23 protein-coding genes are annotated in these 24,396 nt (G+C 49.3%); 9 read left to right on the top strand and 14 right to left on the bottom strand.

Annotation, left to right across the window (positions count from 1 at the left end):
• Positions 1-209: 209 nt before the first annotated feature.
• The 7 genes from metK to psbB form a co-directional block, all read right to left on the bottom strand.
• Positions 210-1,472: a methionine adenosyltransferase gene (gene metK, locus H6G89_RS14400; protein ID WP_199336711.1), complete on the bottom strand. Its 1,263-nt coding sequence runs from the start codon at positions 1,470-1,472 to the stop codon at positions 210-212.
• A gap of 264 nt (positions 1,473-1,736) precedes the next feature.
• The gene (locus tag H6G89_RS14395) at positions 1,737-2,519 is read right to left on the bottom strand and encodes an HAD family hydrolase (RefSeq protein WP_199336710.1); all 783 of its coding nucleotides are present in this window, start codon (positions 2,517-2,519) and stop codon (positions 1,737-1,739) included.
• Between the two features lie 171 nt (positions 2,520-2,690).
• Positions 2,691-3,659, bottom strand: coding sequence for a hypothetical protein (locus H6G89_RS14390; RefSeq protein WP_190507363.1), 969 nt, complete (start codon positions 3,657-3,659; stop codon positions 2,691-2,693).
• A 327-nt stretch (positions 3,660-3,986) separates the two neighbouring features.
• Entirely contained in the window at positions 3,987-4,946 is a 960-nt protein-coding gene (locus H6G89_RS14385) for a 30S ribosomal protein S1 (protein ID WP_190507360.1), read from the bottom strand.
• A 319-nt stretch (positions 4,947-5,265) separates the two neighbouring features.
• Positions 5,266-5,805 carry a transcriptional regulator NrdR gene (nrdR, locus tag H6G89_RS14380; RefSeq protein ID WP_190507358.1) on the bottom strand — a complete coding sequence of 180 codons (540 nt, stop codon included), beginning with the start codon at positions 5,803-5,805 and terminating at the stop codon, positions 5,266-5,268.
• Between the two features lie 168 nt (positions 5,806-5,973).
• Positions 5,974-6,072 (bottom strand): photosystem II reaction center protein T, encoded by a 99-nt coding sequence (locus H6G89_RS14375; protein ID WP_190507350.1) that lies wholly within the window; start codon positions 6,070-6,072, stop codon positions 5,974-5,976.
• Positions 6,073-6,175: 103 nt separating this feature from the next.
• The gene (psbB, locus tag H6G89_RS14370) at positions 6,176-7,708 is read right to left on the bottom strand and encodes a photosystem II chlorophyll-binding protein CP47 (RefSeq protein ID WP_190507348.1); all 1,533 of its coding nucleotides are present in this window, start codon (positions 7,706-7,708) and stop codon (positions 6,176-6,178) included.
• A 567-nt stretch (positions 7,709-8,275) separates the two neighbouring features.
• Here psbB and H6G89_RS14365 point away from each other — a divergent pair.
• Complete coding sequence (locus tag H6G89_RS14365) at positions 8,276-8,572, top strand: 2Fe-2S iron-sulfur cluster-binding protein (protein ID WP_190507346.1); 297 nt, start codon at positions 8,276-8,278, stop codon at positions 8,570-8,572.
• A gap of 273 nt (positions 8,573-8,845) precedes the next feature.
• Here the strand turns inward: H6G89_RS14365 and H6G89_RS14360 are convergent, their stop codons facing one another.
• From H6G89_RS14360 to H6G89_RS35030, 3 genes are read right to left on the bottom strand one after another with little or no spacing between them, the layout of a single operon-like run.
• Complete coding sequence (locus H6G89_RS14360; protein ID WP_190507344.1) at positions 8,846-9,211, bottom strand: DUF1818 family protein; 366 nt, start codon at positions 9,209-9,211, stop codon at positions 8,846-8,848.
• A gap of 3 nt (positions 9,212-9,214) precedes the next feature.
• The gene (locus H6G89_RS14355) at positions 9,215-9,892 is read right to left on the bottom strand and encodes a hypothetical protein (protein WP_190507342.1); all 678 of its coding nucleotides are present in this window, start codon (positions 9,890-9,892) and stop codon (positions 9,215-9,217) included.
• Positions 9,893-9,909: 17 nt separating this feature from the next.
• Positions 9,910-10,152 (bottom strand): DNA-directed RNA polymerase subunit omega, encoded by a 243-nt coding sequence (locus H6G89_RS35030; RefSeq protein WP_309229881.1) that lies wholly within the window; start codon positions 10,150-10,152, stop codon positions 9,910-9,912.
• Positions 10,153-10,642: 490 nt separating this feature from the next.
• Between H6G89_RS35030 and H6G89_RS14345 the strand changes: the two genes are divergently transcribed.
• Together H6G89_RS14345 and H6G89_RS14340 are read left to right on the top strand one after the other, a co-directional pair.
• Positions 10,643-11,350 carry a GDSL-type esterase/lipase family protein gene (locus H6G89_RS14345; RefSeq protein ID WP_190507338.1) on the top strand — a complete coding sequence of 236 codons (708 nt, stop codon included), beginning with the start codon at positions 10,643-10,645 and terminating at the stop codon, positions 11,348-11,350.
• Positions 11,351-11,424: 74 nt separating this feature from the next.
• Positions 11,425-13,116 (top strand): leucine-rich repeat domain-containing protein, encoded by a 1,692-nt coding sequence (locus H6G89_RS14340; RefSeq protein WP_190507335.1) that lies wholly within the window; start codon positions 11,425-11,427, stop codon positions 13,114-13,116.
• Positions 13,117-13,295: 179 nt separating this feature from the next.
• Here the strand turns inward: H6G89_RS14340 and H6G89_RS14335 are convergent, their stop codons facing one another.
• Positions 13,296-14,285 carry a heme o synthase gene (locus H6G89_RS14335; protein ID WP_190507333.1) on the bottom strand — a complete coding sequence of 330 codons (990 nt, stop codon included), beginning with the start codon at positions 14,283-14,285 and terminating at the stop codon, positions 13,296-13,298.
• A 120-nt stretch (positions 14,286-14,405) separates the two neighbouring features.
• The gene (locus tag H6G89_RS14330) at positions 14,406-15,374 is read right to left on the bottom strand and encodes a COX15/CtaA family protein (RefSeq protein WP_190507331.1); all 969 of its coding nucleotides are present in this window, start codon (positions 15,372-15,374) and stop codon (positions 14,406-14,408) included.
• Positions 15,375-15,784: 410 nt separating this feature from the next.
• Here H6G89_RS14330 and H6G89_RS14325 point away from each other — a divergent pair, with 410 nt between their 5' ends.
• From H6G89_RS14325 to H6G89_RS14305, 5 genes are all read left to right on the top strand, one after another.
• Positions 15,785-16,789, top strand: coding sequence for a cytochrome c oxidase subunit II (locus tag H6G89_RS14325; protein WP_190507329.1), 1,005 nt, complete (start codon positions 15,785-15,787; stop codon positions 16,787-16,789).
• Between the two features lie 61 nt (positions 16,790-16,850).
• Positions 16,851-18,560 (top strand): cytochrome c oxidase subunit I, encoded by a 1,710-nt coding sequence (gene ctaD / locus H6G89_RS14320; protein WP_190507327.1) that lies wholly within the window; start codon positions 16,851-16,853, stop codon positions 18,558-18,560.
• Positions 18,561-18,657: 97 nt separating this feature from the next.
• Complete coding sequence (locus tag H6G89_RS14315; protein WP_190507325.1) at positions 18,658-19,278, top strand: cytochrome c oxidase subunit 3; 621 nt, start codon at positions 18,658-18,660, stop codon at positions 19,276-19,278.
• 134 nt (positions 19,279-19,412) lie between these two features.
• Positions 19,413-20,600: an esterase-like activity of phytase family protein gene (locus H6G89_RS14310; protein WP_190507323.1), complete on the top strand. Its 1,188-nt coding sequence runs from the start codon at positions 19,413-19,415 to the stop codon at positions 20,598-20,600.
• A 148-nt stretch (positions 20,601-20,748) separates the two neighbouring features.
• Positions 20,749-21,801 (top strand): hypothetical protein, encoded by a 1,053-nt coding sequence (locus H6G89_RS14305; protein ID WP_190507321.1) that lies wholly within the window; start codon positions 20,749-20,751, stop codon positions 21,799-21,801.
• Positions 21,802-21,806: 5 nt separating this feature from the next.
• On the opposite strand, the gene H6G89_RS14300 is transcribed toward H6G89_RS14305, so the two are convergent.
• On the bottom strand, positions 21,807-22,673 hold the full coding sequence (locus H6G89_RS14300; protein ID WP_190507319.1) for a carbohydrate ABC transporter permease: 867 nt from the start codon (positions 22,671-22,673) through the stop codon (positions 21,807-21,809).
• 183 nt (positions 22,674-22,856) lie between these two features.
• Here H6G89_RS14300 and H6G89_RS14295 point away from each other — a divergent pair, with 183 nt between their 5' ends.
• Positions 22,857-23,552: an aldehyde oxygenase (deformylating) gene (locus H6G89_RS14295; RefSeq protein WP_190507317.1), complete on the top strand. Its 696-nt coding sequence runs from the start codon at positions 22,857-22,859 to the stop codon at positions 23,550-23,552.
• 90 nt (positions 23,553-23,642) lie between these two features.
• Here the strand turns inward: H6G89_RS14295 and H6G89_RS14290 are convergent, their stop codons facing one another.
• Positions 23,643-24,260, bottom strand: a complete 618-nt coding sequence (locus H6G89_RS14290; RefSeq protein WP_190507314.1) for a TMEM165/GDT1 family protein — start codon at positions 24,258-24,260, stop codon at positions 23,643-23,645.
• Between the last annotated feature and the right edge of the window lie 136 nt (positions 24,261-24,396).

Raw genomic sequence — 24,396 nt, 5'->3', positions numbered from 1 at the left:
AAAGTTCTGCAATGTAGGGGGTTTGGGGGCTTCGCCTCCAAGAAGGGGTGGAACCCCTTCACCCCTTTCAAAACTTATTTTTTGCTGTACTAGAACAGCCTCAAATGCATATGCACCACCCAAAAGATAATGGGGAACACCACTGGAAGCTTCAGCAAAGTGAAGTGTTCCGGCATTCCCCATCCATGCATTGAACAACTTGACAGCGATTAAACGGCCGCGCCAGATAGTTCCTTAGTTGCAGCTTCCTTCAAGAGAGCCGCTTTGTCAGTTTGCTCCCAGGGCAACTCCAGGTCGGTGCGCCCCATATGACCATAGGCAGCTACATCTTGGTAGAAGCGGCCACCCCGCTCAGATGGAAGACGAGAGAGGTTAAAGGTGCGAATGATACCCGCAGGACGCAACTCAAAATGCTGCTTCACCAATTCCAGGAGGCGATCGTCATCGATCTTACCTGTACCAAAGGTATCAACCATGATGCTCACTGGACGAGCAACGCCGATCGCATAGCTAAGTTGCACTTCACATTTGTCTGCCAACCCTGCGGCAACAATGTTTTTAGCAACATAGCGGCTTGCGTAAGCGGCACTGCGATCGACCTTAGTGGGGTCTTTGCCAGAGAAGGCACCACCACCATGACGAGAGTAACCACCGTAGGTGTCTACAATGATTTTGCGTCCGGTCAGACCAGAGTCACCTTGAGGACCCCCAATCACAAATTTGCCAGTGGGGTTTACCAGGAAACGAGTTTCAGCGTCTGGCTTCACATCAATATCGCTAAAAACAGGCTGCACCACCAGCGACCACAAATCTTCTTTAATCTTGGCTTGCACTGCTGCTTCATCAGTGATGTCGCCAATCGTGGCGGTGTGCTGAGTGGAGACGAGGATGGTATCAATACCAACAGGTTTTCCATCTTCGTAAATCACCGTGACCTGAGTTTTGCCATCGGGACGCAAGTAAGACAACTGCCCAGTCTTACGAACCACAGCTAAGCGGCGTGAAATCCGATGAGCCAAGCTGATAGGTAATGGCATGAGTTCTGGGGTTTCGTTGCAAGCAAACCCAAACATTAAGCCTTGGTCCCCTGCACCGATCGCATCCAGTTCTTCATCACTGGCTTCTTCACGCTGTTCTTGCGCTTTGTTGACCCCTTGAGCAATATCAGGAGACTGGGCATCCAATGCCACTAAAACCGCACAACTTTGAGCAGAGAAACCATTGACTGCGTCTGTGTAACCAATTTCAGCAATCTTTTGGCGAGCCAGATCAACATAGTTGACTTGGGCTGAGGAGGTGATTTCACCAGTAATCAAAACCAATCCAGTATTGACCACAACCTCAGCAGCAACTCGGCTCGTTGGGTCTTGAGCCAATAGTGCATCGAGAATCGTGTCTGAAATCTGGTCACAAATCTTGTCAGGATGACCTTCTGTAACTGATTCGGACGTGAATAAGTAGCGACGGGGCAAGGATATGACCTCTCTTTGAGAATGAAAGACTATCGAGACTGAGGGGATCGAAACTGCTTTGTAATATTGGAGATTACCACAATTCCGATCGATTAAGGATGGTTAAACTAACCCTACTCTCTGTCGAAAACTTTGGCAATAGAAACAGAACTTCATTATTAGGGTTAATTTAAAGGAAATTGATACACATCTTCAATCACTTTGAATGCAATTTATAGCAATCCTAAATAATTTGTGAAGATGGATGCACTTTGATTAAGACGGCTACCCCAATTGAATTTGGTCAAAGTGTTGAATCACGACATCTGCTTTGGATAGATGCGATGTGTTATCCAGTTCCCGATGAACAGCAATGCAACCTGCGGCGATCGCTGCCTGAGCTAGTTCAATATCAACAGGAGAATCTCCCACAACTAAGGTCTGTTGAGGCGATACTCCCAAGCAGGCACAAGCCTGTTCTAACACCTTAGGGTCAGGTTTGGCTAGCGTGCCGTCCGTTCCCATCTGGAGTTGAAAATAAGGCTCCAATTCATACCGCTGCACAAAATCCTGGACATTGGCGGTGGTATCTGACGACAGAATACCCAACCTCACCCCTGCTGATGACAACCTCTGTAAAAGGGATAAAGCTCCCTCAACTAAAGGCGTATGGTCGGCTTTGCGTGTCATGGATGCATCCGCCTGGACAAATGCTTTTTCAACGAGCTTGAGTGCCCCTAACCAGTCACGCCCGGTTTCCGCCACATAGGCAGCGGCAGCAATTTCGTTCTCCCGGCGAGTCCCTACTGCCATTAACCCTGCTGGGTTGAGCCATTGCCGATCCACTCCAAATGCCAGCAGTAACGGTTCCTGCACGCCTGGAATTTGAGCATCGACCAAGCGCGATCGCCGCTGCGCTAAGGTGCGTAAGAATGTTGCAGAATCTGCCAGAGTGCCGTCTTTATCAAAGGCGATCGCCTGGATATTTTGAAATAGGATCTCATTACAGCGAATCGTAACCACAAAACTACCCTCTCCACATTTCAAGGCCAAAAGCCGCGAATTCATTCGCTAGACTCTTAAACTAACCTGACGTTAAAGCCGTAGCCGCATTCGATAGGGCGGAGACAAGTCAGGAAGTTTTCCTAGCATAAGGGTTTGAGCTATTGTCTTTGCTTTGAGCTTTCTGACCAAAGCGATAACTAACTCGGCGTTGTGGAATACAGAAATGGCTTCCACTCAAGATGAGGTTTCACATTCTTGAGTGACCACTCGGTTCAAATACTCGGTGTTATTAGGGTTGTTGACTAAAGTCTCAATCGTGGTCGGACTATAGCGACAATCTAAATATTTTCGAGGAGTTTCAGCAGCAACCGCTGCCTGAATATAATACTCAACTCGGCAACGGTCCTGTTCACGTCCCAGAATGACCATGTAAATCATACTGTTGGGCACAAGCCCGGTTGGTTCAGGCAAATATAAAGTACCCACCGTGCAATTTCTTAAAGCCTCTTGATATCGGGCTTGAGTGCTGACTGGCATTTGACCAGACCCCTGATTTGACGGTTGAGGGGAATTGAGCTTGTCCTCCAGATGCCCAGGCACTGGTAATTGCAACTCTCGATATCGTCGCACAATTTCTTGAATGGTCACTCCTGGTAAATAGTCTTCGGGTGACTCTAATTGAATCAGAACGTCACGAGCATCTCCGCTAGCGGTATAGGCTAACTGATCGATTGCCTCCTGATCTCGATATCCCAAAACCAGCACTGCGGCTTGAGCATACTCTGGAGAAGAATTCAGTGGATTGACAATAGCCGAGAGGGAGTCGAGCACAGCGGGGCGATCAGATGGGGGAAAACTCAACTCAACTGCTCGACGAATATCATTCCAAGTAATGGATGGATTGCGATTCAGAGGAGCCGATGTCGTTGATGTAGGCGAAGATGTAGGCGTCGAAACAGGGCTGGGTGTGGGATTGGAAGTAGCTGTAAAAGTGGCAGGGGAGGGTTCAATAGAATGCGCTTTATATCTAAATACAAAAAACTGAAAGTCGTTCATCGACAGCACTGGAGCCATGGCAGCAGGCTGTTGCTCTCCACACGCCATCGTCGTTAACCCCACCATGACAGCAGTGATACCAGAAACAGAGCGCGATCGCCCTACCTTACGCAACCAAGAAAGCAGTGACTGAGTAGGAGTATCCATAGACTTACCAGATAAAAGCCATCCTTCAAGGAATAATAGGTCTAGCCCCACTAAACCTATGCAAGTCTCCATAAGAAGGTGGGTGTTGCAACACCCTGGTTAACCGACAAAAGTTTTGAAGCCTCGATATTCCACACTGTGAAAGAAACCTGCGTTTTCTTACAGCACCTGTCGAGACAGTTAATACAAGGGGGGTGTGAGACTTCGCCTCGTCCTGACAACTCCTCGGTTGCTACAGAAGTGATAGGAACAAAAAAGAGAGGGAAATCCCTCTCTTTTCATTCATTTAATCAATTGAGAATTGACCCTATTCAATCAGAGAGTCGCTTAGTCAACCGCTGAGATAGGCTCTTCTTCAGCAGAATAATCTACTATTTCCTCTTCAGGTGGCATTTGAGCTTGCATCATCTTCTCACGATACTTCTCAGCCATTTCCTCTGCTTTCTCATAAACGATATTGGGGTTCTTCACCATATCGCCAGGTTCAGGTTCAAGCTGTTTGGTTGAGAGCGAAATTCGACCCCGCTCTGCATCGAGATCAATAATCATGACCTTGACTTCATCGTTGACATTGAAAACACTGTGGGGTGTATCAATGTGGTCATGGGAGATTTCAGAGATGTGCAGCAAACCACTGACACCACCGATATCGATGAAAGCACCATAGGGTTTGAGTCCACGAACCGTGCCAATGACGACTTCGCCAACTTCCAGGCGATTCATCTTGCGCTCTACCAGCGCACGACGGTGGCTTAATACCAGACGGTTGCGCTCTTCATCGACCTCCAAAAACTTGAGAGGAAGCTCTTCTCCTACCAAATCTTCTTTGGGTTTGCGAGTGCTGATATGAGAACCAGGAATAAATCCCCGGAGTCCTTCAATCCGAACAAGGGCACCACCCCGGTTAGTCGCAAAGACAATGGAACGGACTGTTGCATCTTCGTTCTGCAACTGTCTAACCCGTTCCCAGGCTCGCATGTATTCGATACGACGAATCGAGAGGGTCAACTGCCCATCTTCGTTCTCATCGGTGAGGATGAAGAACTCACGAGTTTCATTTGATTGCAACACCTCTTCAGGGCTATCGATGCGGTTGATAGACATTTCCTGAATCGGAATATAAGCTGCTGTTTTAGCACCTATGTCAATCAGTGCGCCCCTCGGCTCTAAGCTAAACACTGTTCCGGCAACAATATCACCCGGGCTAAAGTGATAGTCATATTTATCGAGAAGGGCAGCAAAATCTTCGTGGGTAAAACCAATATCTGTTATTTCCTGATTGACCATGCTAATGATTCCTAGTGGTTTCTCCGTGTTAGTAGTGGTCTCCTTTCGATGCGTACAAGGCGGCAAGGGCAAAACCTAGCCAGCATCTAGTCCAATAGTTATTGTATGAGATTTACATCTCAGATGTCAGACCCTAGAAGAACTATGATATCTCAACTCAAGCGATAGAAGTTATTGTTTCTAGACTTTTTAAGGGATTTGCATCGAATTGTTCTTCAAAACCAGGCGTCATGCTCAATGACAGCGACGCAGAAACCAACTGCTACAAGCAGCACTCAATGATTAAAAATTGTTCAGCGTTCCTCTAGGGGCGACCCGTTTAGGGACGAAGAGATGCCTCTCGTACATTATTCTCAGATGCAGAGAGATCTCCGGAGTCTAATGTCGTGGAAGGACTACTTTTATCGGTGACGCTCTGCAAATGATTGAGGGTATCAACAAAATCTCGAATCCCTTGAAATTGGCGATACACAGAGGCAAATCGAATATAAGCCACTTCGTTGAGCGTTTGTAGATGCTTGAGTACGAGTTCGCCAATTTCGTTACTGTATACCTCTCGAACCGATCGCTGTTGAAGCTCAGCCTCAATCTCGTCTACCAGATTTTCTAGCTCAACCGTAGACACTCCTGTTTTTTCACAGGCTCGCATAATGCCACGTAGCAGTTTTGAGCGATCGAAGGACTCGCGATCGCCATCCCGTTTGATTACCGTAATCGGGACAAACTCAATTCGCTCGTAGGTCGTGAAGCGGCGGTTGCACTGTAAACATTCTCGTCGCCGCCGGACGCTTTGCCCCGACTCAGCCGATCGCGACTCCAACACTCGATTTTCTGTGAATTGGCAGAATGGACAGCGCATGGCAAGCCCTTGGGCAAATTTCAAAACTACGGGCAATAATACTGCAATCCTAATAGCAAAAACCTGAGTTTATCCAAATAGTTACTTGGCTAAAGGTTAATTTAACCAAAAACAAGGACAACTCAGGCAATTGCAACCGTCGTAATGTCAAATCTGAACGAATTCAGATTAGTCTTTGCTAATTCGAGGAGGTTCACGAAAGGCGATCGCGAAAAATAGAACCGCGATAGCACCAGCCAGGAACAGAATGTAGGCAACGCTTTCCATAGTTTTAAGTCCCTAAACAGTTCCACTAACACCAGTGTACAGACAAAGACAGAAATGGTCTAACAAGATACAAGATTTCCGTTAGACCATTTCTAAGCCTAAGTTAAACCGCTTCCTTACGGCGGGTTGTCTTATCACCCACCTTCTGATAGAAGCCCCACTCAACTTGCTCTTCAGACAGATCAGGATCAACCCCAGCAAACACATCGCGGAAGATGGTGCGGGAGCCGTGCCAGATATGACCAAAGAAGAACAACAAAGCGAAACAAGCGTGTCCGAAGGTAAACCAACCTCTGGGACTGGTGCGGAACACACCGTCAGAGTTGAGAGTTTCCCGATCGAACTCAAATGCCTCACCCAATTGCGCTTTACGAGCGTACTGCTTCACAGCCGCGGGATCAGTAAAGGTTTGACCATCCAGAGCACCGCCATAAAAGGTCGCCGTGACTCCAGCTTGCTCAAAACTATATTTCGACTCCGCACGACGGAATGGGATATCAGCCCGGACAATGCCATCTGCATCAGTCAAAACAACGGGGAAGTTTTCAAAGAAGTTAGGAATGCGGCGAACATTCAGTTCACGGCCTTCCTTATCTTTGAAGACAGCATGACCTAACCAACCCTCAGCGATTCCATCTCCCTTGACCATTGGACCTGTACGGAACAGACCACCCTTCGCGGGGTTATTGCCCACGTAGTCATAGAAAGCCAATTTCTCAGGGATCGCAGACCACGCTTCACTGAGGCTTGCCCCATCTGCCAGTTCAGCCTGAACTCGACGATCGATTTCTTGCTGGAAGTAACCGCTATCCCATTGATAACGGGTAGGACCAAACAATTCGATTGGCGTAGCTGCGTTGCCGTACCACATTGTTCCAGCAACAACAAACGCCGCAAAGAAGACAGCCGCAATACTACTAGAGAGTACCGTCTCAATGTTCCCCATCCGCAACGCCTTGTACAGACGCTCTGGAGGACGAACTGCCAAATGGAATAGACCCGCAATAATACCAACAACTCCTGCGGCGATGTGGTGAGCCACAATTCCACCGGGGTTAAAGGGGTTGAATCCTTCTGGACCCCACGATGGCGCAACAGGTTGGACGCTACCCGTCAGACCGTAGGGATCGGACACCCACATGCCGGGACCAAATAAGCCCGTCAGGTGGAATGCACCAAATCCAAAGCAGAGTAGACCGGATAGAAATAGATGAATACCAAACATCTTAGGCAAGTCTAAAGCAGGCTCGCCTGTACGTGGATCTCTAAATAGCTCTAGGTCCCAATAAACCCAGTGCCAGCAAGCCGCTAAAAACAGTAACCCAGACAGAATAATGTGGGCGGCGGCGACGCCTTCAAATGACCAGAAGCCAGGATCGACAGCTGTTTCACCTGTGATGCTCCAACCACCCCAGGACTGAGTGACTCCCAAACGAGCCATGAACGGCAATACGAACATGCCCTGACGCCACATAGGGTTCAGGACAGGATCACTGGGGTCAAAAATAGCCAGCTCATACAAAGCCATTGAGCCAGCCCAGCCTGCAACCAGGGCGGTGTGCATTAGGTGTACAGCAATCAGCCGTCCTGGGTCATTGATGACAACTGTGTGTACTCGATACCAGGGTAGTCCCATCGACTACGCTCCTCCTAATTGTGTTTGAACGCTTCCTTCAGCCTTTTATTAAGGTGCCCGATACAGGTAAGCCTACCAGATTTAGGACACCAGAAGCCCTAACCTATGCCCATAGCTTCCTCCTAAGGAAGGAAAGTATAAATGGCATCAGTTTGACAATAGGTTTGTAAAAATGAAAGTGTATAAAGAAGTGTTCCATAAAAACCCTGTAGGTTGCAAGGTTTAGAACAGTTAATACTAAGAGTTAGATCTGACTTGCTATAGACAGAAGTCTTGTTATAAAGCTGTTTTAAGCAGAATGACGGATCAGAAATGACTTGTTTCAAAGTCATTTGAGTTTATGAGAGAGTATTAAGAGTTTGTAACATAAGACCTGGGACTGGTTATTGTCTTGAATCAGTCCAACTTTTATGAGCTTTTACTGTGCGTTTGTTTTGAGTCAGACGTTAAGTTGGCAGAGACGAGGACTGTTAAGATTTATTTAATGTTGCAGTTTTTGTCGTGTGTAACCAGTGCTCCTGGCAATTCATGCCATTAGAGCACAGACGTAGAGAAGGTATTCTAGGCATGGCTAATATTAAGTTTGTTAAAGAAAATCGGGAAGTTATTGCGGCGGATGGTGCCAATTTAAGGCTTAAGGCGATCGAGAATGGTATTGACCTCTACACCTTTGTAGGCAAGATGATGAGTTGTGGAGGCTATGGACAATGCGGCACTTGCATTGTGGAGATTGTGGAGGGAATGGAAAACCTATCGCCTCGTACGGATGTTGAGAATCGGAAACTCAAAAAGAAGCCTGACACTTATCGGCTAGCGTGTCAAACCTTGGTGAACGGACCTGTGAGTGTTAACACTAAACCGTAGCCTGATTGCTGATCACCGTTGGTGATTAGGATGGTGGACTAAATAAAATGCAATTTTTGTGGAGGGGTTTGGCAATGCCAAACCCGTACAGCCAGGAGGTTGCTCATATTGTTTAATTCGCGATCCTAAGGAACGCGAATTTATGAAGGTGTAATTCCTGGCGTAGGGGCGTGACATTCGGTCAAAAGTCCTTGCCATTGTTTCAGAACCCTCTGCCGAATGCCGCGCCCGTACAGGGGGTTGCCGTTTTTCAGATTATTTGATTCACGATCCTTAGAAAACCTTGAGGGTTTGAGCGGCTTGAATAAGCTCCGGGACGGCGATCGCTGACCAGTAGCCTTGGGCGCGTCGTCCTGTATGCAGGATCAACCGCAGCGCATAGGCATGGGGAAAGCCTTCTGCCTCCAACCATAACAGGTCGCTCTCGACCTCGCAGCTTATCTTTTCCTCATCCATAAGCTCTGCTGCGATTTGAGCCATCGTGTCTGCCAATTGTTGCAGTAGACGACAAAAATCATCGAGTTCGGCTTCGGTTAGCTCGATCGCCCATTCATCCGTGCCAACTAAGCCTTTGTAATCGGAGGCATCTGGGTTCCAACCCAATTGCCAACCTGCTCCCTGTTTCAGTTGACGTGCCATAACTCAGAGTTGCAAGAGTTGGGCATCACCAGGACGCGGTTGTATTACTGGAGGAGTGACCGATGGACGGGGTGTAGCCGTGGGACGAGATGGAGTCGTTGGAGTGGGTGAGGCAGTGTTATTTGCAGTTGTAAACACCGAAACCAGAACATTTACTAAAGTATCTCGTTGAGCACGGGTTAGCTGACCGATCGCCTCTCGATCGCCACTGAGCGGATTGACGGTGAGCGTGTCATAACCGGGGTAGCCCGCAGAACGGATCAATTCGTTTACACCCAGGTAATCGGCTAGGGTAAGCTTCCAATCGAATCGATAGTTGGGCGATCGCCCCCGAACAAAGGTGTGATAGCGAATTAAGCGACTGATCAACGTACTGCTCGTAGCAATCTGTCCCGTCTCACTGCTGATGTATTGGTCTTCGCGTGGCAAGTCCGGCAAGCGTTCATACACTTGCTGCCACACATCTAGAGGACGAACCCGTTCAGTTGTGGGGGGTGCCCCATCCGGAGTAGCTTGGACTAACATCTGCTGAGCAGATTGCTTTCCAAGGTCTTGAGAGGTAGGGAATGTAGCCGCCAGTGGCAATGCCGTAGACAAGAACAACAGCCCTGGTATGAGCCATACCAGAGCCGCATATTTTAAGGATTTTGGCAGCGATGAAAATACTTTCAGCGATCGCACAGGTTCTTAACCTACATTTATTCACCGATAATTTCAGGCTGAGTTAGCTCATCAGACATCTCGATGATTGCCCGAATCACTGGCTTCATTTTGGGATCGTCTAAGCTATCAAACTCTTCAAAACGACGACGTTGTGCCCGGTTTGCCACCTGCACCGTGATGCGATAGCGGTTGGAAGCGGCATTAATTAAATCTTCTGCCCGTCGCATCAACTGAGATGCATCGAGAGTTGAGCGTTTTTGTAAGGAACTTTTAGCCACAAGCAATCCCAGAAAACAGATGGACAACAAACCTGACGCAGAAATCTGCCCCAAGTTCTTATCTAGTGTATCAGCCGTCATTCGATCTGTCGCAGTGTCAGTAGATGGGGAGTGGAGGAGTTTGGCCATGTCAAACCCGTACAGTTCAGCCTCTGGCGAATGATCGCGGATACCGGAGCCAAATCTGATTTCGCAGACGGCTGAAGATCAAAAGTTAGACGAACTGACGCAGGTTGGTTTTGTTCTTATAGCAGCGGGTTCAACTGCCAAAATCCTGATCTCGAATTCATGTTATTCAGTGATGCTTGCCGTCGGAGACAAGCTGTAAGTTTTGAACGAATTTCCTGGTTTCTTGTCCCTTTGATAGTAGAAAACGAATATGGGACTGTAGTTTTCTTGCAATATGCGAAGAATTGAAAAGTTTTACACTGGATGCTAAAGTCCCTTCAAGGGTGAATCTTTTTTGTAGTTCGTTTTACAACTTTCCTCCATGCAAACCTTAGTTGGTCAATCCAGTCAGTCATCGCTCCTCGCGCCCAATCAACTTCAACCCCTGCGACTGGTTGCGCTTGGAGACAGTCTGATTTATGGTTTTGGCGACCCGGAGGGAGGGGGTTGGGTGGAACGGTTGCGCCGCCAGTGGATGGCAGCCGATAGTGTAGGGCATGTGCTCTATAACCTGGGTGTGCGCGGAGATGGGGTGCGCCATGTCGCACGACGGCTTGAGGATGAGTTCCGCCATCGCGGAGAACTGCGACACCGGGTTCCGGATGTGATTATTTTGTCGGTTGGAGTCAATGATTCTGCTCGTGTAGGGCGACGGCATGGGCGCAACTTTACTGAGTTTGACGATTTTGAGACAGACCTGGCTGATTTATTAGATCAGGCTCAGCGGCTCTGTCAAGTAATCTTTGTTGGCATGACTCCAGTGGATGAGACAAAGATGCCTTTCTCAGATTTGCTCTATTACAATCATGCCGACCAACATCAATACAAAGAGGCAACTCGACTAGCCTGTTTAGAGCGAGAGATTCCTTACCTGGACTTGTTTGATCTGTGGTTGTCACGAGGCGAGTCGTGGTGGCGATCGCGTCTCTGTGCTGATGGGCTACACCCCAATGTGGCAGGATACTCTGCTTTGTTACAGGACTTTTTAAATTGGGACGAGGTCAGCCAATTACTCAGGATCAAGGGCTAAGCGGTTTTCAGGAAAGAGGCGATCGCAGGGTGTTATCAACTAGGGTTTCATGCCTGTTGATCTGATAGAAATCTATGCCTCACATCCATGTGCAATTGAGAGCGACCTGTCTGTCATTGGTGGCTGTATTCTCGGCTGAATTACCAACTTTGGCGCAACCTGTCGCCCCTGAAGCGTTTGAAACCTTTGAAGAATGGTGTCTTTATCGCGCCAATATTGATCAGGCTGCAAGAGACACAGTGAATGCATTGCTGAGAGCGGTTGGCACAACGGATTGCACAGAAGCCAACGAACGGTTAATGGCTCCTGAACAGGTAACGCTCGATCTCAGGCTGAACCCGTATGTCCTGTATTTACGCCAACAACAAGAGGCACAAGCCACAAACTCAACTCCACAATTCTCTGCCGTCCCCCTTCTGCCTCCGCTCCTACCACCACTCCCGTTGTTGAGTTACCCAACTCCCTTTAATTCTTCGGGCAGACCGATGACGGCTTACTTTAGGGATGGTCAAACTGAAATTACTGATCTGCGTCCTCTAGAGCCTCTGACCAATCTCAGAGCACTGTATCTCGATAACAATCGCATTGCAGATCTCAGCCCACTGCGATCGCTAACCCATCTCACAACTTTGGAGTTGAACAGCAGCAACATCGTTGATATTGCGCCTCTAGCTGAATTAACTCAACTGACTTCTCTGAGCCTCAAAGACAACCGAATTCAAGATTTGACCCCGTTAAGCTCTTTAACAGCATTAACACAACTCCACCTGAGTGGAAACGATGTTACGAGTTTGAGTCCACTCACCCCCCTGACCAACCTGCAAGTGTTGAGTCTGGAGGGCTGTAAGGTCACTGACCTGGCTCCCATCGCGACGCTGACCCAGTTACAACATCTCCGGTTACGGGGTAATGCGGTGACAGATGTCAGTCCCCTGGCATCCTTAACGCAACTCACCACACTGGGCTTAGAACGCAACCAGATTACAGACGTCACGCCCTTGGGGGCATTGACCCAATTGACGAACCTTTCGCTCAATAACAATCAAATTGTTGATCCCGCTCCGTTGCGATCGCTGACCAGTCTCACCTTTCTCAACTTAGGTGAGAATCGCATCACCCGCGTCAACGGTTTGGAATCCCTCACAGCACTCACCGGGTTGGGCTTAGCAAACAATCAAGTTACTGATATTGCCCCATTGCGATCGCTAACCCAGTTGGAAACACTGAGGCTCAATCATAACCAGATTACAGATGTCACTCCGTTGCGATCGCTGACTCAGTTACAAACCCTCAGCTTGAACCGCAATCGCATCACCAATGTGAGCCATTTGCAGCCTCTGGTCAATCTGAACGAGTTGCAACTGGGTGAGAACCAAATTGCTGATCTGAACCCATTGCGATCGCTGACTCGTCTTGAGGTACTTGCCCTGAACAACAACCGCATCTCAAGCATTACGACCTTGCGATCGCTCTCCAACTTGGGCTTTTTAGACCTGCGCAACAACCGCGTTCGTGATGTAGCCCCGTTGCGATCGCTGAGGCGACTCTATTACGTGCGTTTGGCGGGCAATCCTGTGAGCAATCTGAACTCGATTCAGCGGCGTGGACTGGCAACGGATCTAGGGACTGATAGCGGGCTGCCGCCGCTACCTACTTTCATCGTGCCGCTACCCCCTATCCCCAGCTACCGACTGCCCCCCGTGCCGATCCTCAGACCAATCCCTCAGGCTAGCCCTCCATCTTTGCCACCTGGGGAAACGGAGTGATAAAAAAGGCTAAGAGATAAAGGATAAACGCTAAGAGATAAAGGCTAAGAGAAAAGAATAAGGGATGAAGGATAAACGCTAAGAGAAAAGAATAAGGGATGAGAATGAGCCGCGAAGAGAAAAAAGCGATCGCGCTTTGATGACTTAATCCTTCATCCCTCAGCCTTTTGCCTTACGTCTTATCCCATCATTATGCTGGCAACCGTGCTGACCCAGGTGTTGAGATAGTCAGCGGCTACAGCCGTGAGTTGGTGGGTGATGGGTAGACTATCAATCGCCATTCCTGCACTCAACAGCATCATGTAAAAGATGGAGTACTTAAACAGCGATCGCGCCAGACCCAAATCAGTCGGTTGCTGGAGTAGTGCCCACGCTTTGGCAACAAAGATGCCACCCAGAAGGAGGGCGATCGCCATGTAGACCGTACCCATCGTATGCAGGGGATAGACCAGCAACAGCGTCACAGGAATTAGCAACAGGGTATAAATCCAGATTTGTCGAGCGGTTGGTTCCTCGCCCACGACCACCGGGAGCATCGGCACACCGACTTTAGCGTAATCTTCTCGAATCATCATCGCCAGTGCCCAGAAGTGGGGTGGCGTCCAGAAAAAGATAATGGCGAAAAATACCCAGGCTGCCCAACCCAAGTCGCCAGTGACAGCAGCCCAACCGACTAATGGCGGAATGGCACCCGCCGCACCCCCAATCACAATGTTTTGAGTGCTGTGGCGTTTGAGCCAGTGGGTGTAGACCAGAACATAAGTGACGATGCCAGACATTGCTAACATCGCACTCAACAAGTTGGCAAAGACCGTCAGTAGCGAAAAGGAAATCAAAGCCAGGGCGATCGCAAAAATGAGTGCGTCACGGGGCTGCACACGACCAGATGGCAAGGGGCGATGGCGAGTGCGTTCCATCTCATAATCAATGTCGCGATCGTAGAGACAGTTAATTGTGTTGGCTGAGGCGGCAGCCAGCGCACCACTCAACAAAGTCACGATCAGCAAGAGGGGATCAACTTCTCCCTTTGCAGCAATCCACATGCTGCCTGCGGTCGTGATCAACAACAAGACAATAATGCGGGGTTTGGTGAGTTGCCAGTAACTCTGAATGACTTGCCAGAAGTTGCGATGGTGGCGAGTTGTTCCGGCAAAAGCGGTTTCATGCATCAGCTTAAATTCCTAACGAGTGATGAGTTTTAGGGCTGGTCAAAGCACGATAGATAGATTTGAGGAGCTGAGCGAACAAGACACTGAACGGGTCTAGTGAAGGTGAGATTTCAGCAGACGTTAGGGTTCAACGCTCTCCAGAGCATGACGGAAGGCAGTTTTACTCTGGCTGCTATCACGCCAACCCAAAATTGTGAAACAGATCAGGGTGCCTAAAAGAGCGGCTCCCACAAACTGGTGCGCCACCGTCAACAACTCGACCTGGAGGTGTAATCGAAATGTGGAGACCCCCAACACAAGTTGCATCAGGAGCAACCCAGCGGCACTATTAGCAAGTTGTCGTAGCACCGGGTGCAGCGCAGGGGTGCGCCATGCCAGCGTCACCAGGATAATCACCATGACACTGGTGGGCATCACACCTACGAGGTGACTGTTCATCACGCTACATAGTTGGGCGATCGAGAGACATTGATGCAGTGCCCACTGTGAACCGACGAGAGCACCTGTGAGGCTTTGCAAATAAATCAGCAACGCGGCACTGAAACTAATCCACGGTAACCGTCCAGCAGTACCCGTCCCTTGATAAGGCATCAGTGCAGTACCCATGATCAGCAGGGTCATAAAAAACAGGAGGGCAGTGCCGAGGTGCGCAGTCACGATGTCAAACCGCAGCATTTCGGTGACAGTCAACCCACCCAAGATCCCCTGAAACACAATTAGGAACAGGGCAAAACTTGCTCCCCAGGGTGTCCATTGCGGTAAGTCTTGGCGATACCAGATACTCAAACCCACCAGAGCGATCGCCATCAGTCCGATTAATGCGGCATCCAGACGATGAATCCACTCTAAAAACACCTGGAAATTCATCTGTTGACTGGGAAACAACGTGCCATAGCAAAGGGGCCAGTCTGGGCAGGCAAGCCCAGCGTTCATGACCCGTGTTGCGCTGCCAATTGCCATCAAAATTAGGGTGGCGATCGCAATTTTCCAGATCAACTTTCGAATGTGATCAACAGGTCTTAAAACCTCTGAAGAGCGAGTAATATCACCTGCATCTAAGGCACGTTGATGAATCACAGAATCAGTCATTCTCCGTGCCTCCAAACAAATAGAAATTCATTACGCATCAAACATTAAAAAACACTAAAGTTAATCTCAAGCCGAGCCGTAACTTCAGCTAGCGAACGAGGTAATTTAATCGCTACTTTTTACTACTTTAGTGATGCTATTCAGAATTGACAGAGCTTTTAGAAAATCTTCGGATTGTCCCACTTATTTCTTAAAGAAGAAATTAGAAATGATAATTTATATTTGTTTCAGCTTGTTTACATAAATACACGTTTCCTTTCCGGTTGTAGTTATCATCACTAAATAGAGGTAAAAAAGCTCCCTGATCCTAAAGAAATTCCTAAAGATAGGTCTTTTTTGTTGATCTGAATTGGTCTGAATTGATTTGCTGTTCTAACGTGGTAAGAAGCATTAGGTAATTTAATTTAGCCGTGAACATTCCAAGTAATATCCTCACAATGTTGGCTGGCATCGCCTTGACGCTAGTTAGCATTTGGTACGGACAAAATCACGGTTTGCTGCCCATAGCCGCTTCAGAAGAAGCTGCCATTATTGATGGGCTGTTTAACACGATGATGACGGTGTCCGTCGGACTTTTTCTACTCGTACAAGGCATTCTGGTTATTTCTGTATTTAAGTTCCGTCGTCGCGCTGGTGATCAGGCTGACGGTCCACCGATTCATGGCAATATCCCGTTAGAGATTGTCTGGACTGCGATTCCGGCTGTAGTTGTGTTGGTGATTGGGGTTTACAGCTTTGAGGTCTACAATCGCCTGGGTGGCTTTGACCCCAACGCAGCCCTTGACCCAGGAGTAGCTCAGGTTGCCATGGTGCCCGGTGATGAAGCGACAGGTTTAATTGCATCTCCCAAACCTAAAATGCCGGGACATCACCACATGGCACTGGGAATTGGGGCAATGCCTGCTGACGAGGGCAGAGCAGCCGATTTAGTGGTTGACGTGATGGGGCTGCAATATGCCTGGATCTTTACCTATCCTGCGAGCGGCGTTACAACGGGTGAGCTTCACGTCCCTGTTGGCAAAGAGGTGCAGTTGAACATCAAGGCGCAGGACGTGCTTCATGCATTTTGGTTGCCAGAGTTTCGCCTCAAGCAAGACGCGATTCCAGGACGTGACGCAGAGCTGCGCTTTAAGCCGACGCGAGAGGGAGAATACCCCATTGTCTGCGCTGAGTTGTGTGGTCCTTATCACGGTGCAATGGCTGCCAAGTTGTTTGTTCACTCGTCTGATGAGTTTGACGGTTGGTTACAACAACAGGTCGCCAGCAATGACAACACTGCTCAAGTAGTGGCAATGCGTTCGGAAGACCGCTCAGAAGCAGACTACTTAACCCCAATTGTGGATCACACGATGGGCAAAGCGATTTCCCCTGAAGCTCTGGCGCAACTACACACACATCCCTCGGTCACGCCCTGAGATTTTGTACTTTCTAAACTTGCCCTGACAAGCCATTTAATATCACGAGAACCCAGCACGTATGACTCAAGCAGAATGGCAATCCACCGCAACGCCGCCTGTGGTTCATGAAACACCACCGGAACGCAAGTGGTGGGAGTATTTTTTATTCAGCACCGATCACAAGGTGATTGGTATTCAATACCTGGTAACGGCTTTCTTCTTTTATCTGATTGGGGGTACATTGGCGACCGCCATTCGTACCGAGTTGGCAACACCCGCCTCTGATCTGGTTGCCCCTGATGTTTACAACGGCATGTTGACCCTGCACGGCACTATTATGATCTTTCTGTGGATTATTCCTGCCGGAGCCGGATTGGCAAACTATATGATTCCCCTGATGGTAGGGGCAAAGGATATGGCATTCCCCAAGCTCAACGGGGTTGCCTTCTGGATGATCGTTCCGGCAGGATTGGCACTGGTTCTGAGCTTCTTTTTGGAACCGCCACAAGCGGGCTGGACATCCTACCCCCCCTTGAGTCTGGTATCGGGCAAAGTGGGTGAAGGTATCTGGATTTTGGGGTTGCTGGGGTTAGGAACCTCCTCTATTTTGGGAGCACTCAACTTTTTAGTGACCATTTTGCGGATGCGCGTTCCCGGGATGGGCATCAATGACATGCCGCTGTTTTGCTGGTCGATGCTGGCAACCTCTGGGCTGATCTTAATTGGCACTCCTGTATTGGCAGGCGCATTGATTTTGTTGGCGTTTGACCTGCTGGCGGGAACTGCCTTCTTTAACCCGACCGGGGGCGGCGACCCAATTGTGTATCAGCATATGTTCTGGTTTTATTCCCACCCAGCGGTTTACATTATGATCTTGCCGCTGTTTGGTGCGATTTCTGAGATTTTGCCAGTGCATTCCCGCAAACCTCTGTTTGGCTATCGGGCGATCGCCTATTCCAGCATCGCCATTAGCTTTTTGGGCTTGATTGTGTGGGCGCACCACATGTTTACCAGCGGCACCCCGGCGTGGTTGCGGATGTTCTTCATGATCACGACGATGGTAATCGCGGTGCCAACAGGGATCAAAGTCTTTGGTTGGCTGGGCACAATTTGGGGCGGCAAAATCAGCCTCAACAGTGCGATGTTATTTGCACTGGGCTTTATCTCGATGTTTGTCATTGGCGGCATCACTGGAGTCATGGTGGCATCAGTGCCTTTTGACATCCACGTCCACGACACCTATTTTGTGGTGGCACACATTCATTACGTGCTGTTTGGTGGCAGTGTGTTTGGCATCTACGCTGCCGTCTACCACTGGTTCCCTAAGATGACAGGACGTATGGTGAACGAAACCTGGGGTATTGTTCACTTTGTCTTGACCTTCATTGGCATGAACCTCACCTTTATGCCCATGCACGAGTTGGGCTTGTTGGGGATGAACCGTCGTGTTGCCATGTATGACCCCAAATTTGCGGATCTGAACATGATCTGTACAGTTGGGTCTTACATTTTGGCGGTATCTACCATTCCTTTCCTGGTGAATGCGGTCTGGAGTTGGCTGTATGGCGAGAAGGCAGGTAACAATCCCTGGCGCGGTTTGACCCTGGAGTGGATGACAACCTCTCCACCTCCCATCGAAAATTTTGAGGTAACGCCCGTATTGGTCAGTGGTCCCTATGACTATGGAATGGGCGATCGCAACCCTGAAGTCGATGCTGAAGAACAAGAGACAAACGTCGAATCGCCACCTGGCTTTATTCCTCCTGAAGAGGCGCGTGCAGGCAGTTAATGCAGGGTCCTTCAAACTGCGTTCCCACTTCTAACAAGGAGCTTAAGCCCCTTGTCTCACAAAGGATTTAGTAGTCCACTCATCACAGTTGAGGTTTATGCAAGGTTCAACCATTGATCCAACCAAGACGGCACTAAACTATCACCACGAGGCGACCGTCGCGCATCATGAGGCGCATCCAGACCACCGTTTGTTTGGGGTGATTGTCTTCCTGATTGCGGAAACGATGATCTTCGCAGGGCTGTTCCTTGCATATTTCACGTTTCGCCTCGTTGCACCAATCTGGCCTCCAGAGGGAACCCCAGAACTAGAGTTGCTGTTACCCGGCATCAACACGGTGATTCTGATCTCCAGTAGCTTTGTGATCCACCAGGCAGATGTTGCGGTCAAAAAGAATGACGTTAAAGGACTGCGTCTCTGGTTTGGATTGACCGCTATTATGGGGGCGATCTTCCTGGCGGGTCAGATCTACGAATATAGCCACCTGGAGTTTGGGCTAAAAACCAATTTGTTTGCCAGCACCTTCTACGTATTAACTGGCTTTCACGGGTTACACGTCCTCTGTGGAATCGGGTTAATTGCTGCTGTGTTGGTGCGATCGCTCAAAAAAGATCACTACTCCAGCGAACACCACTTTGGCGTAGAAGCTGCCGAGATTTATTGGCACTTTGTGGATGTGGTCTGGATCGTTCTCTTCCTGATCCTCTACATCCTCTAGCGATCGCCTCCTTTTTTCGGCTTGAAATGCCCTTACCATCTTTGGTAAGGGTCTTTTTTTTGCCTCTTTGAGTGCAGAATTAATTGCATCTCTGCCCTCCCCCCTTTACTCCCTACCCCTCTACCCCCCTCGCTATGCCATTGCGTCGTCTGCCATCTCTGCTCAAGCTACTCACGCTAGGGTTGCTGTTGTTTTGCTTCACAGGTTGTGCCTTACCGCGTGTCAATGCAGAAGATCGGCTCTTTCTCGATCTATCGCTAGATTTTTTGGGTGCGTACGAGTTGCCCGTTGACACCTTTGAGAACACAACCGTGGGAGGCTTGTCTGGAATCGCCTATGACCGCCAGCGCGATCGCCTCTATGCGGTATCAGACGATCGCAGCAGCATCAACCCTGCCCGCTTTTACACTCTGAAACTGGATATCGGGGCAGATGAGGCAGGGCAACCCCGCTTTAACGGAGTAGAAATTACAGGCGTTACGACCCTGAAGGATCAAACCGGGGCAACTTATTCTCCTAATAGCCTTGACCCCGAAGGCATTGCCCTCTCGCCGCGCCAGTCCGTATTTATTGCTAGTGAAGGGGTTGCCCGTGATGGGGTGAGTCCCTTCATTCAGGAGTTTGATTTAACCACGGGGCAGTACAAGGGAAGCCTCCAGATTCCAGAGCGATACACCCCTAAAACCGTGGATGATCAACCACAGGGAATTCAAGACAACCTGGGCTTTGAGGGGTTGACCCTCAATCCGGGCGGTTATAGCCCTACCTGGTTAGAGCCATTTCGCCTATTTGCTGCCAATGAGTCAGCCTTGCTACAAGACATTGCAGAACCTGACCCAGATTCGACAGAACCACAGCCGACTCGCTCTCGTTTTCTGCACTATTTGGTTGGGGACGAACGCTCCACGCTGATTTCCGAGCACCTGTATCTCGTTGAGCCACTCCCCGAAGGGGCGATCGCCAATGGCTTGACCGAGATTCTCACCCTCGATCAGGCAGGGCATTTCCTTAGCATCGAGCGATCTTATGGGATCGGCGGGCTGAATGCCAAAATCTTTCAACTGGCAACGGGTGGAGCAACCGATATCTCCGGCATTTCTACCCTCAGTGGCGATGTTGAAGGCATCCAACCCATCCGCAAGCAACTATTACTTGACCTGAGCACTCTAGACATTCCCCTCGACAACCTGGAGGGGTTGACTCTAGGACCACAACTACCCGATGGCACCCGGAGTCTCATTGTCGCCAGTGACAACAACTTCAACGACGACCAAATTACTCAGTTTCTGCTGTTTCGGTTGAGAGGATTACAGGAAGGATAAGAGGGAGTGGGGAATAGGGAGTGGGGAATAGGGAGTAAAGTTCCCATCTATCCTCTAAGTTTTATCCTTCATTTTTTATCCTTTATCCTTCATTTTTTATCCTTCTCCTTCATGTCATAATGATGCGACTGTTTTTCTGAATGCTGGAATGGTTGCAACTCAATTTACCCGTGATATCACCCCTGCTGGCGTAGAACCAGAATTAGAGCTGCAATTTCAACTGCCCGATCCCGACGACGAAGACATTTCAGAGCATGAGTTTCAAAAGCAGATTGAAACTGCCTGGTTGGTGTGCGATCGCTTTGATCTCCAGACAGACATCTGGCGTGGGCGGATTTTGAGAACCGTGCGCGATCGCGAAAAGCGCAGTAGCGACGGTCGGGGAACGGGGTTTCTCAACTGGCTTAAAGATCGAGAAATTAGCAAAAGCCAAGCCTACTCGCTGATTGAGTTGGCAGACAGTGCTGACACGTTAATAGAGGGGGGTATGTTAGAACCGGAGGACGTGAACCAGTTCAGCAAACGCGCCTTTGTAGAAACCGCCAAATCAGCCCCAGAAGTGCAACAGATGGTCAGTGATGCCGCGCACCGGGGCGATCGCATTACCCGGCGTGAGGTGCGTCAACTTTCGGATGAGTGGGTTGCCATGTCATCAGATTTATTGCCAGACGAGCTTAAAGAAAAAGCAGCCAACAACACCATTCCTACGCGCTACGTTGCTCCCTTTGTGCGGGAACTGGAAAAACTGCCCCCTGCCCACCAGACCTTCTTGCAGGAAGAAGTCGCTGAGAACCCCGATGTAGACACCCTCAAACAAGTCACTGCCGAAGCCCGCTATCTTGCTAAATACATCAGCGCAGCGGCTCAGGTGCAAACCTTAGACCAAAATGCCATCGATTTGGAGTCTGCTCTGGAGGAAGCGTTGCGGGTTGGCTGTCTCAACTCAACTGCTGATCTGGTAAACAATGCCGCTCAGCTAGAACAGTTGATGGCTAAACTCTACACCACCTGGAAGCGACTCAATAACCTTTCAGAGCGGGTTTACCTGGATAGCGGAGCCAGCACTCCCCATTTGCGATCGCTCCTCAACAGTCTCGGCTCCCTATCCGGCAACATTCTGGAATTGCAACTGGGTGACCCCGAAGGCAACAGCTTCTCCCGCACGATTCGCCTACAGATTCTGCCTGAACTAGAGGGATAGGAGATTTAATTCTTGATCCCAGTAGCAGCAATGCCTCGGATAAATTGCCGTTGCCCCACCAAAAACAACACCACAACGGGAATAGTTGCAATCACGACTGCTGCCATCATCAATGACCAGTTGTTGGTAAATTGCTCTTGAAACTCTGCCAGAGCCAGCTGCACTGTCCGCAACTCAGGTCGAGTGGTAAACACCAGAGGTTTGAACAGATCGTTCCATTCGGCAATAAAGGTAAACAGAAACAGCGTCACCAGAGCCGGACGTGCCAGCGGCAACATCACCCGCCAGAGGATCTGTAGCCGATTTGCCCCGTCGATCGCTGCGGCTTCCTCCAACTCCACTGGGATCGTCTGAAAATACTGCCGCATCAGGAAAATGCCAAAGCCATTTGCGGCTGTGGGCAAAATCAAAGCCGCATAGGTATTAATCAAATGTCCCCACTTCAGCACCAGAAAGACCGGAATTACCAGCAGTTGAAAGGGAATCACCAGCGTCGCCAGCACAATCAGTAAAACAGCTTGCCGTCCCCAAAACTTAAACCGAGCCAGAGCATATCCCGCTAGGGCTGAGGTCAAAATTTGCAGCGCAGTCACTGCCAGTGCCACGAGGGTTGAATTAGCAAATGCCAACAAAAAGTTGCCCCTCTCCCAGGCTTCGCGATAGTTTGCCCATGTCCAGCCTGTGGTTGATCCAACATTGAGATTAGACACCATACCGGAGGGGGTCAACGACGTCAGAAATACAACGAATAAGGGAAGCAACACCACCCCAGCCCCAACCCACAGCAAAACGAGACTGAGCCAGTCCTGCCAGGGAATTGAGAGGTTTGTTCCGGCACGAAGGTCTGGTGGAGTGTTAGCATTAACATTCATAGATGAAGGGTGCCGCGATCGCACGTATTGAAATGGGCAATAGAAATCATTGAGTTTGATAAGTTCAGACCGCTTGTAAATTTCTGCTTACACCCAGTAGGGTATAGATTAGAAATATAGGAATATCTAGCCATTTTTGTGTTGTCGTAATCGGCACATTTTTAGCCAGGAGACGATGGAGTTATGCCGCAGCTTGAGGTTATCTCAGATATTGACTTTCGCAGTGAAGCCTACAAAGACGCCTATAGTCGAATTAATGCGATTGTAATTGAAGGCGAGCAAGAAGCTTTTGAAAATTATCAGCGTCTCGCTGAGCTTCTTCCAAATGACAAAGATCAACTGATCAGCCTGTCTAAGATGGAGAGCCGTCACAAGAAGGGCTTTCAAGCCTGTGGACGGAACTTAGAAGTCGATCCAGATATGGAATTTGCTCGTGAGTTTTTTGCTGATTTGCATCGCAACTTCCAGGAAGCGGCAGCGACTGGCAAAATTGTGACTTGCTTACTGATTCAATCCCTCATCATCGAGTGTTTTGCAATCTCGGCTTACAACATCTACATCCCTGTAGCAGATGACTTTGCTCGCAAGATCACAGAGGGTGTTGTCAAAGACGAATATCTCCACCTCAATTTTGGGGAAGAGTGGTTGAAAGCCAACTTTGAAGAGTCTAAGGCAGAACTGGAAGAGGCAAACCGCCAAAACCTACCTCTGGTATGGCGCATGCTGAACCAGGTTGAGCACGATGCTCATGAATTGGGCATGGAAAAAGAAGCCCTAGTTGAAGACTTCATGATCAGCTATGGCGAAGCTCTGAGCAACATCGGGTTTACCACTCGCGACATCATGCGGATGTCAGCTTACGGGTTAGCTGCGGCTTAACTTCCGATCGCATTCAGATTGATATATCAACATCGTGTAGGGGCGTGACATGTCATGCCCCTACGCTATTTTGGTTTTGCCAGGATCGGCCTAAACCCACTGCAACTCGACCCAGGCGATCGCCGCAAATAACAGGAACAGCGCACCTCCCAAACCCGTGATTGTGCGTTCTGAAATGCGTCCGGCAATCAAGCATCCCCCCAGAACCGCGATCGCCGCACAGATCATGTGTCCCAAAATCGCTCCCAGCGTTACTCCCAGAGCCGACTGATCCGCTGCCAGTGCAATCGTCGCAAATTGGGTGCGATCGCCCCACTCGGCTAGAAACGTCAGAGTAAACGCCTCCGCAAAAACGCCCCACTGTTGCTTCCGGCGATTGATGATGGATTTGTCTACCATCTCAACAGCTTCCTGACACTCCGTCACACCCGGTCTATCTGGCATACGACTGGCATCGTAGAGTAACTTGCAACCAAAGATGGCAAACAGGGCAATGGTGGCAATGTCAACCCACAACGCTGGCAAAAACGCGATCGCCTGTCCCATCACAACGGATAGTATCGTCATCGCTGCCAGTGCCGCTGCAACTCCTGTAAAGACAAGCCAGCGTGAGTGACGCATCGACAACACAACCGCGATAAAGAACGTTTTATCGCCCAACTCCGACACCGTAATTAACAAAAGACCAGCCGTAAAAGCAGTTAGCATTCCCTCAAAGCTCTCCCCAAATATAACGTGGCGTTTTGGGCGAACTTGATGAGGGTGCTGGCTGACACTCCACCAAGCCCACCCAACTGTGGACTCAGTGAAAGTCTCGCTTCCAGAGACTACTGGCAGGAATCAA

It is taken from the genome of Oscillatoria sp. FACHB-1407 (assembly GCF_014697545.1).
Lineage (GTDB): Bacteria > Cyanobacteriota > Cyanobacteriia > Elainellales > Elainellaceae > FACHB-1407.
The sequence above is the reverse complement of the archived record's forward strand: the minus strand, read 5'-3'. Positions and strand labels throughout refer to the sequence as shown.

What these genes read in the sequence shown, in the direction of transcription:
- H6G89_RS14395 (WP_199336710.1), bottom strand. Translation starts at nt 2,519, where the DNA reads ATGAATTCGCGGCTTTTGGCCTTGAAATGTGGAGAGGGTAGTTTTGTG.
- H6G89_RS14390 (WP_190507363.1), bottom strand. Translation starts at nt 3,659, where the DNA reads ATGGATACTCCTACTCAGTCACTGCTTTCTTGGTTGCGTAAGGTAGGG.
- H6G89_RS14385 (WP_190507360.1), bottom strand. Translation starts at nt 4,946, where the DNA reads ATGGTCAATCAGGAAATAACAGATATTGGTTTTACCCACGAAGATTTT.
- nrdR (WP_190507358.1), bottom strand. Translation starts at nt 5,805, where the DNA reads ATGCGCTGTCCATTCTGCCAATTCACAGAAAATCGAGTGTTGGAGTCG.
- H6G89_RS14375 (WP_190507350.1), bottom strand. Translation starts at nt 6,072, where the DNA reads ATGGAAAGCGTTGCCTACATTCTGTTCCTGGCTGGTGCTATCGCGGTT.
- psbB (WP_190507348.1), bottom strand. Translation starts at nt 7,708, where the DNA reads ATGGGACTACCCTGGTATCGAGTACACACAGTTGTCATCAATGACCCA.
- H6G89_RS14365 (WP_190507346.1), top strand. Translation starts at nt 8,276, where the DNA reads ATGGCTAATATTAAGTTTGTTAAAGAAAATCGGGAAGTTATTGCGGCG.
- H6G89_RS14360 (WP_190507344.1), bottom strand. Translation starts at nt 9,211, where the DNA reads ATGGCACGTCAACTGAAACAGGGAGCAGGTTGGCAATTGGGTTGGAAC.
- H6G89_RS14345 (WP_190507338.1), top strand. Translation starts at nt 10,643, where the DNA reads ATGCAAACCTTAGTTGGTCAATCCAGTCAGTCATCGCTCCTCGCGCCC.
- H6G89_RS14340 (WP_190507335.1), top strand. Translation starts at nt 11,425, where the DNA reads ATGCCTCACATCCATGTGCAATTGAGAGCGACCTGTCTGTCATTGGTG.
- H6G89_RS14335 (WP_190507333.1), bottom strand. Translation starts at nt 14,285, where the DNA reads ATGCATGAAACCGCTTTTGCCGGAACAACTCGCCACCATCGCAACTTC.
- H6G89_RS14330 (WP_190507331.1), bottom strand. Translation starts at nt 15,374, where the DNA reads ATGACTGATTCTGTGATTCATCAACGTGCCTTAGATGCAGGTGATATT.
- ctaD (WP_190507327.1), top strand. Translation starts at nt 16,851, where the DNA reads ATGACTCAAGCAGAATGGCAATCCACCGCAACGCCGCCTGTGGTTCAT.
- H6G89_RS14315 (WP_190507325.1), top strand. Translation starts at nt 18,658, where the DNA reads ATGCAAGGTTCAACCATTGATCCAACCAAGACGGCACTAAACTATCAC.
- H6G89_RS14310 (WP_190507323.1), top strand. Translation starts at nt 19,413, where the DNA reads ATGCCATTGCGTCGTCTGCCATCTCTGCTCAAGCTACTCACGCTAGGG.
- H6G89_RS14305 (WP_190507321.1), top strand. Translation starts at nt 20,749, where the DNA reads ATGGTTGCAACTCAATTTACCCGTGATATCACCCCTGCTGGCGTAGAA.
- H6G89_RS14300 (WP_190507319.1), bottom strand. Translation starts at nt 22,673, where the DNA reads ATGAATGTTAATGCTAACACTCCACCAGACCTTCGTGCCGGAACAAAC.
- H6G89_RS14295 (WP_190507317.1), top strand. Translation starts at nt 22,857, where the DNA reads ATGCCGCAGCTTGAGGTTATCTCAGATATTGACTTTCGCAGTGAAGCC.
- H6G89_RS14290 (WP_190507314.1), bottom strand. Translation starts at nt 24,260, where the DNA reads ATGCTAACTGCTTTTACGGCTGGTCTTTTGTTAATTACGGTGTCGGAG.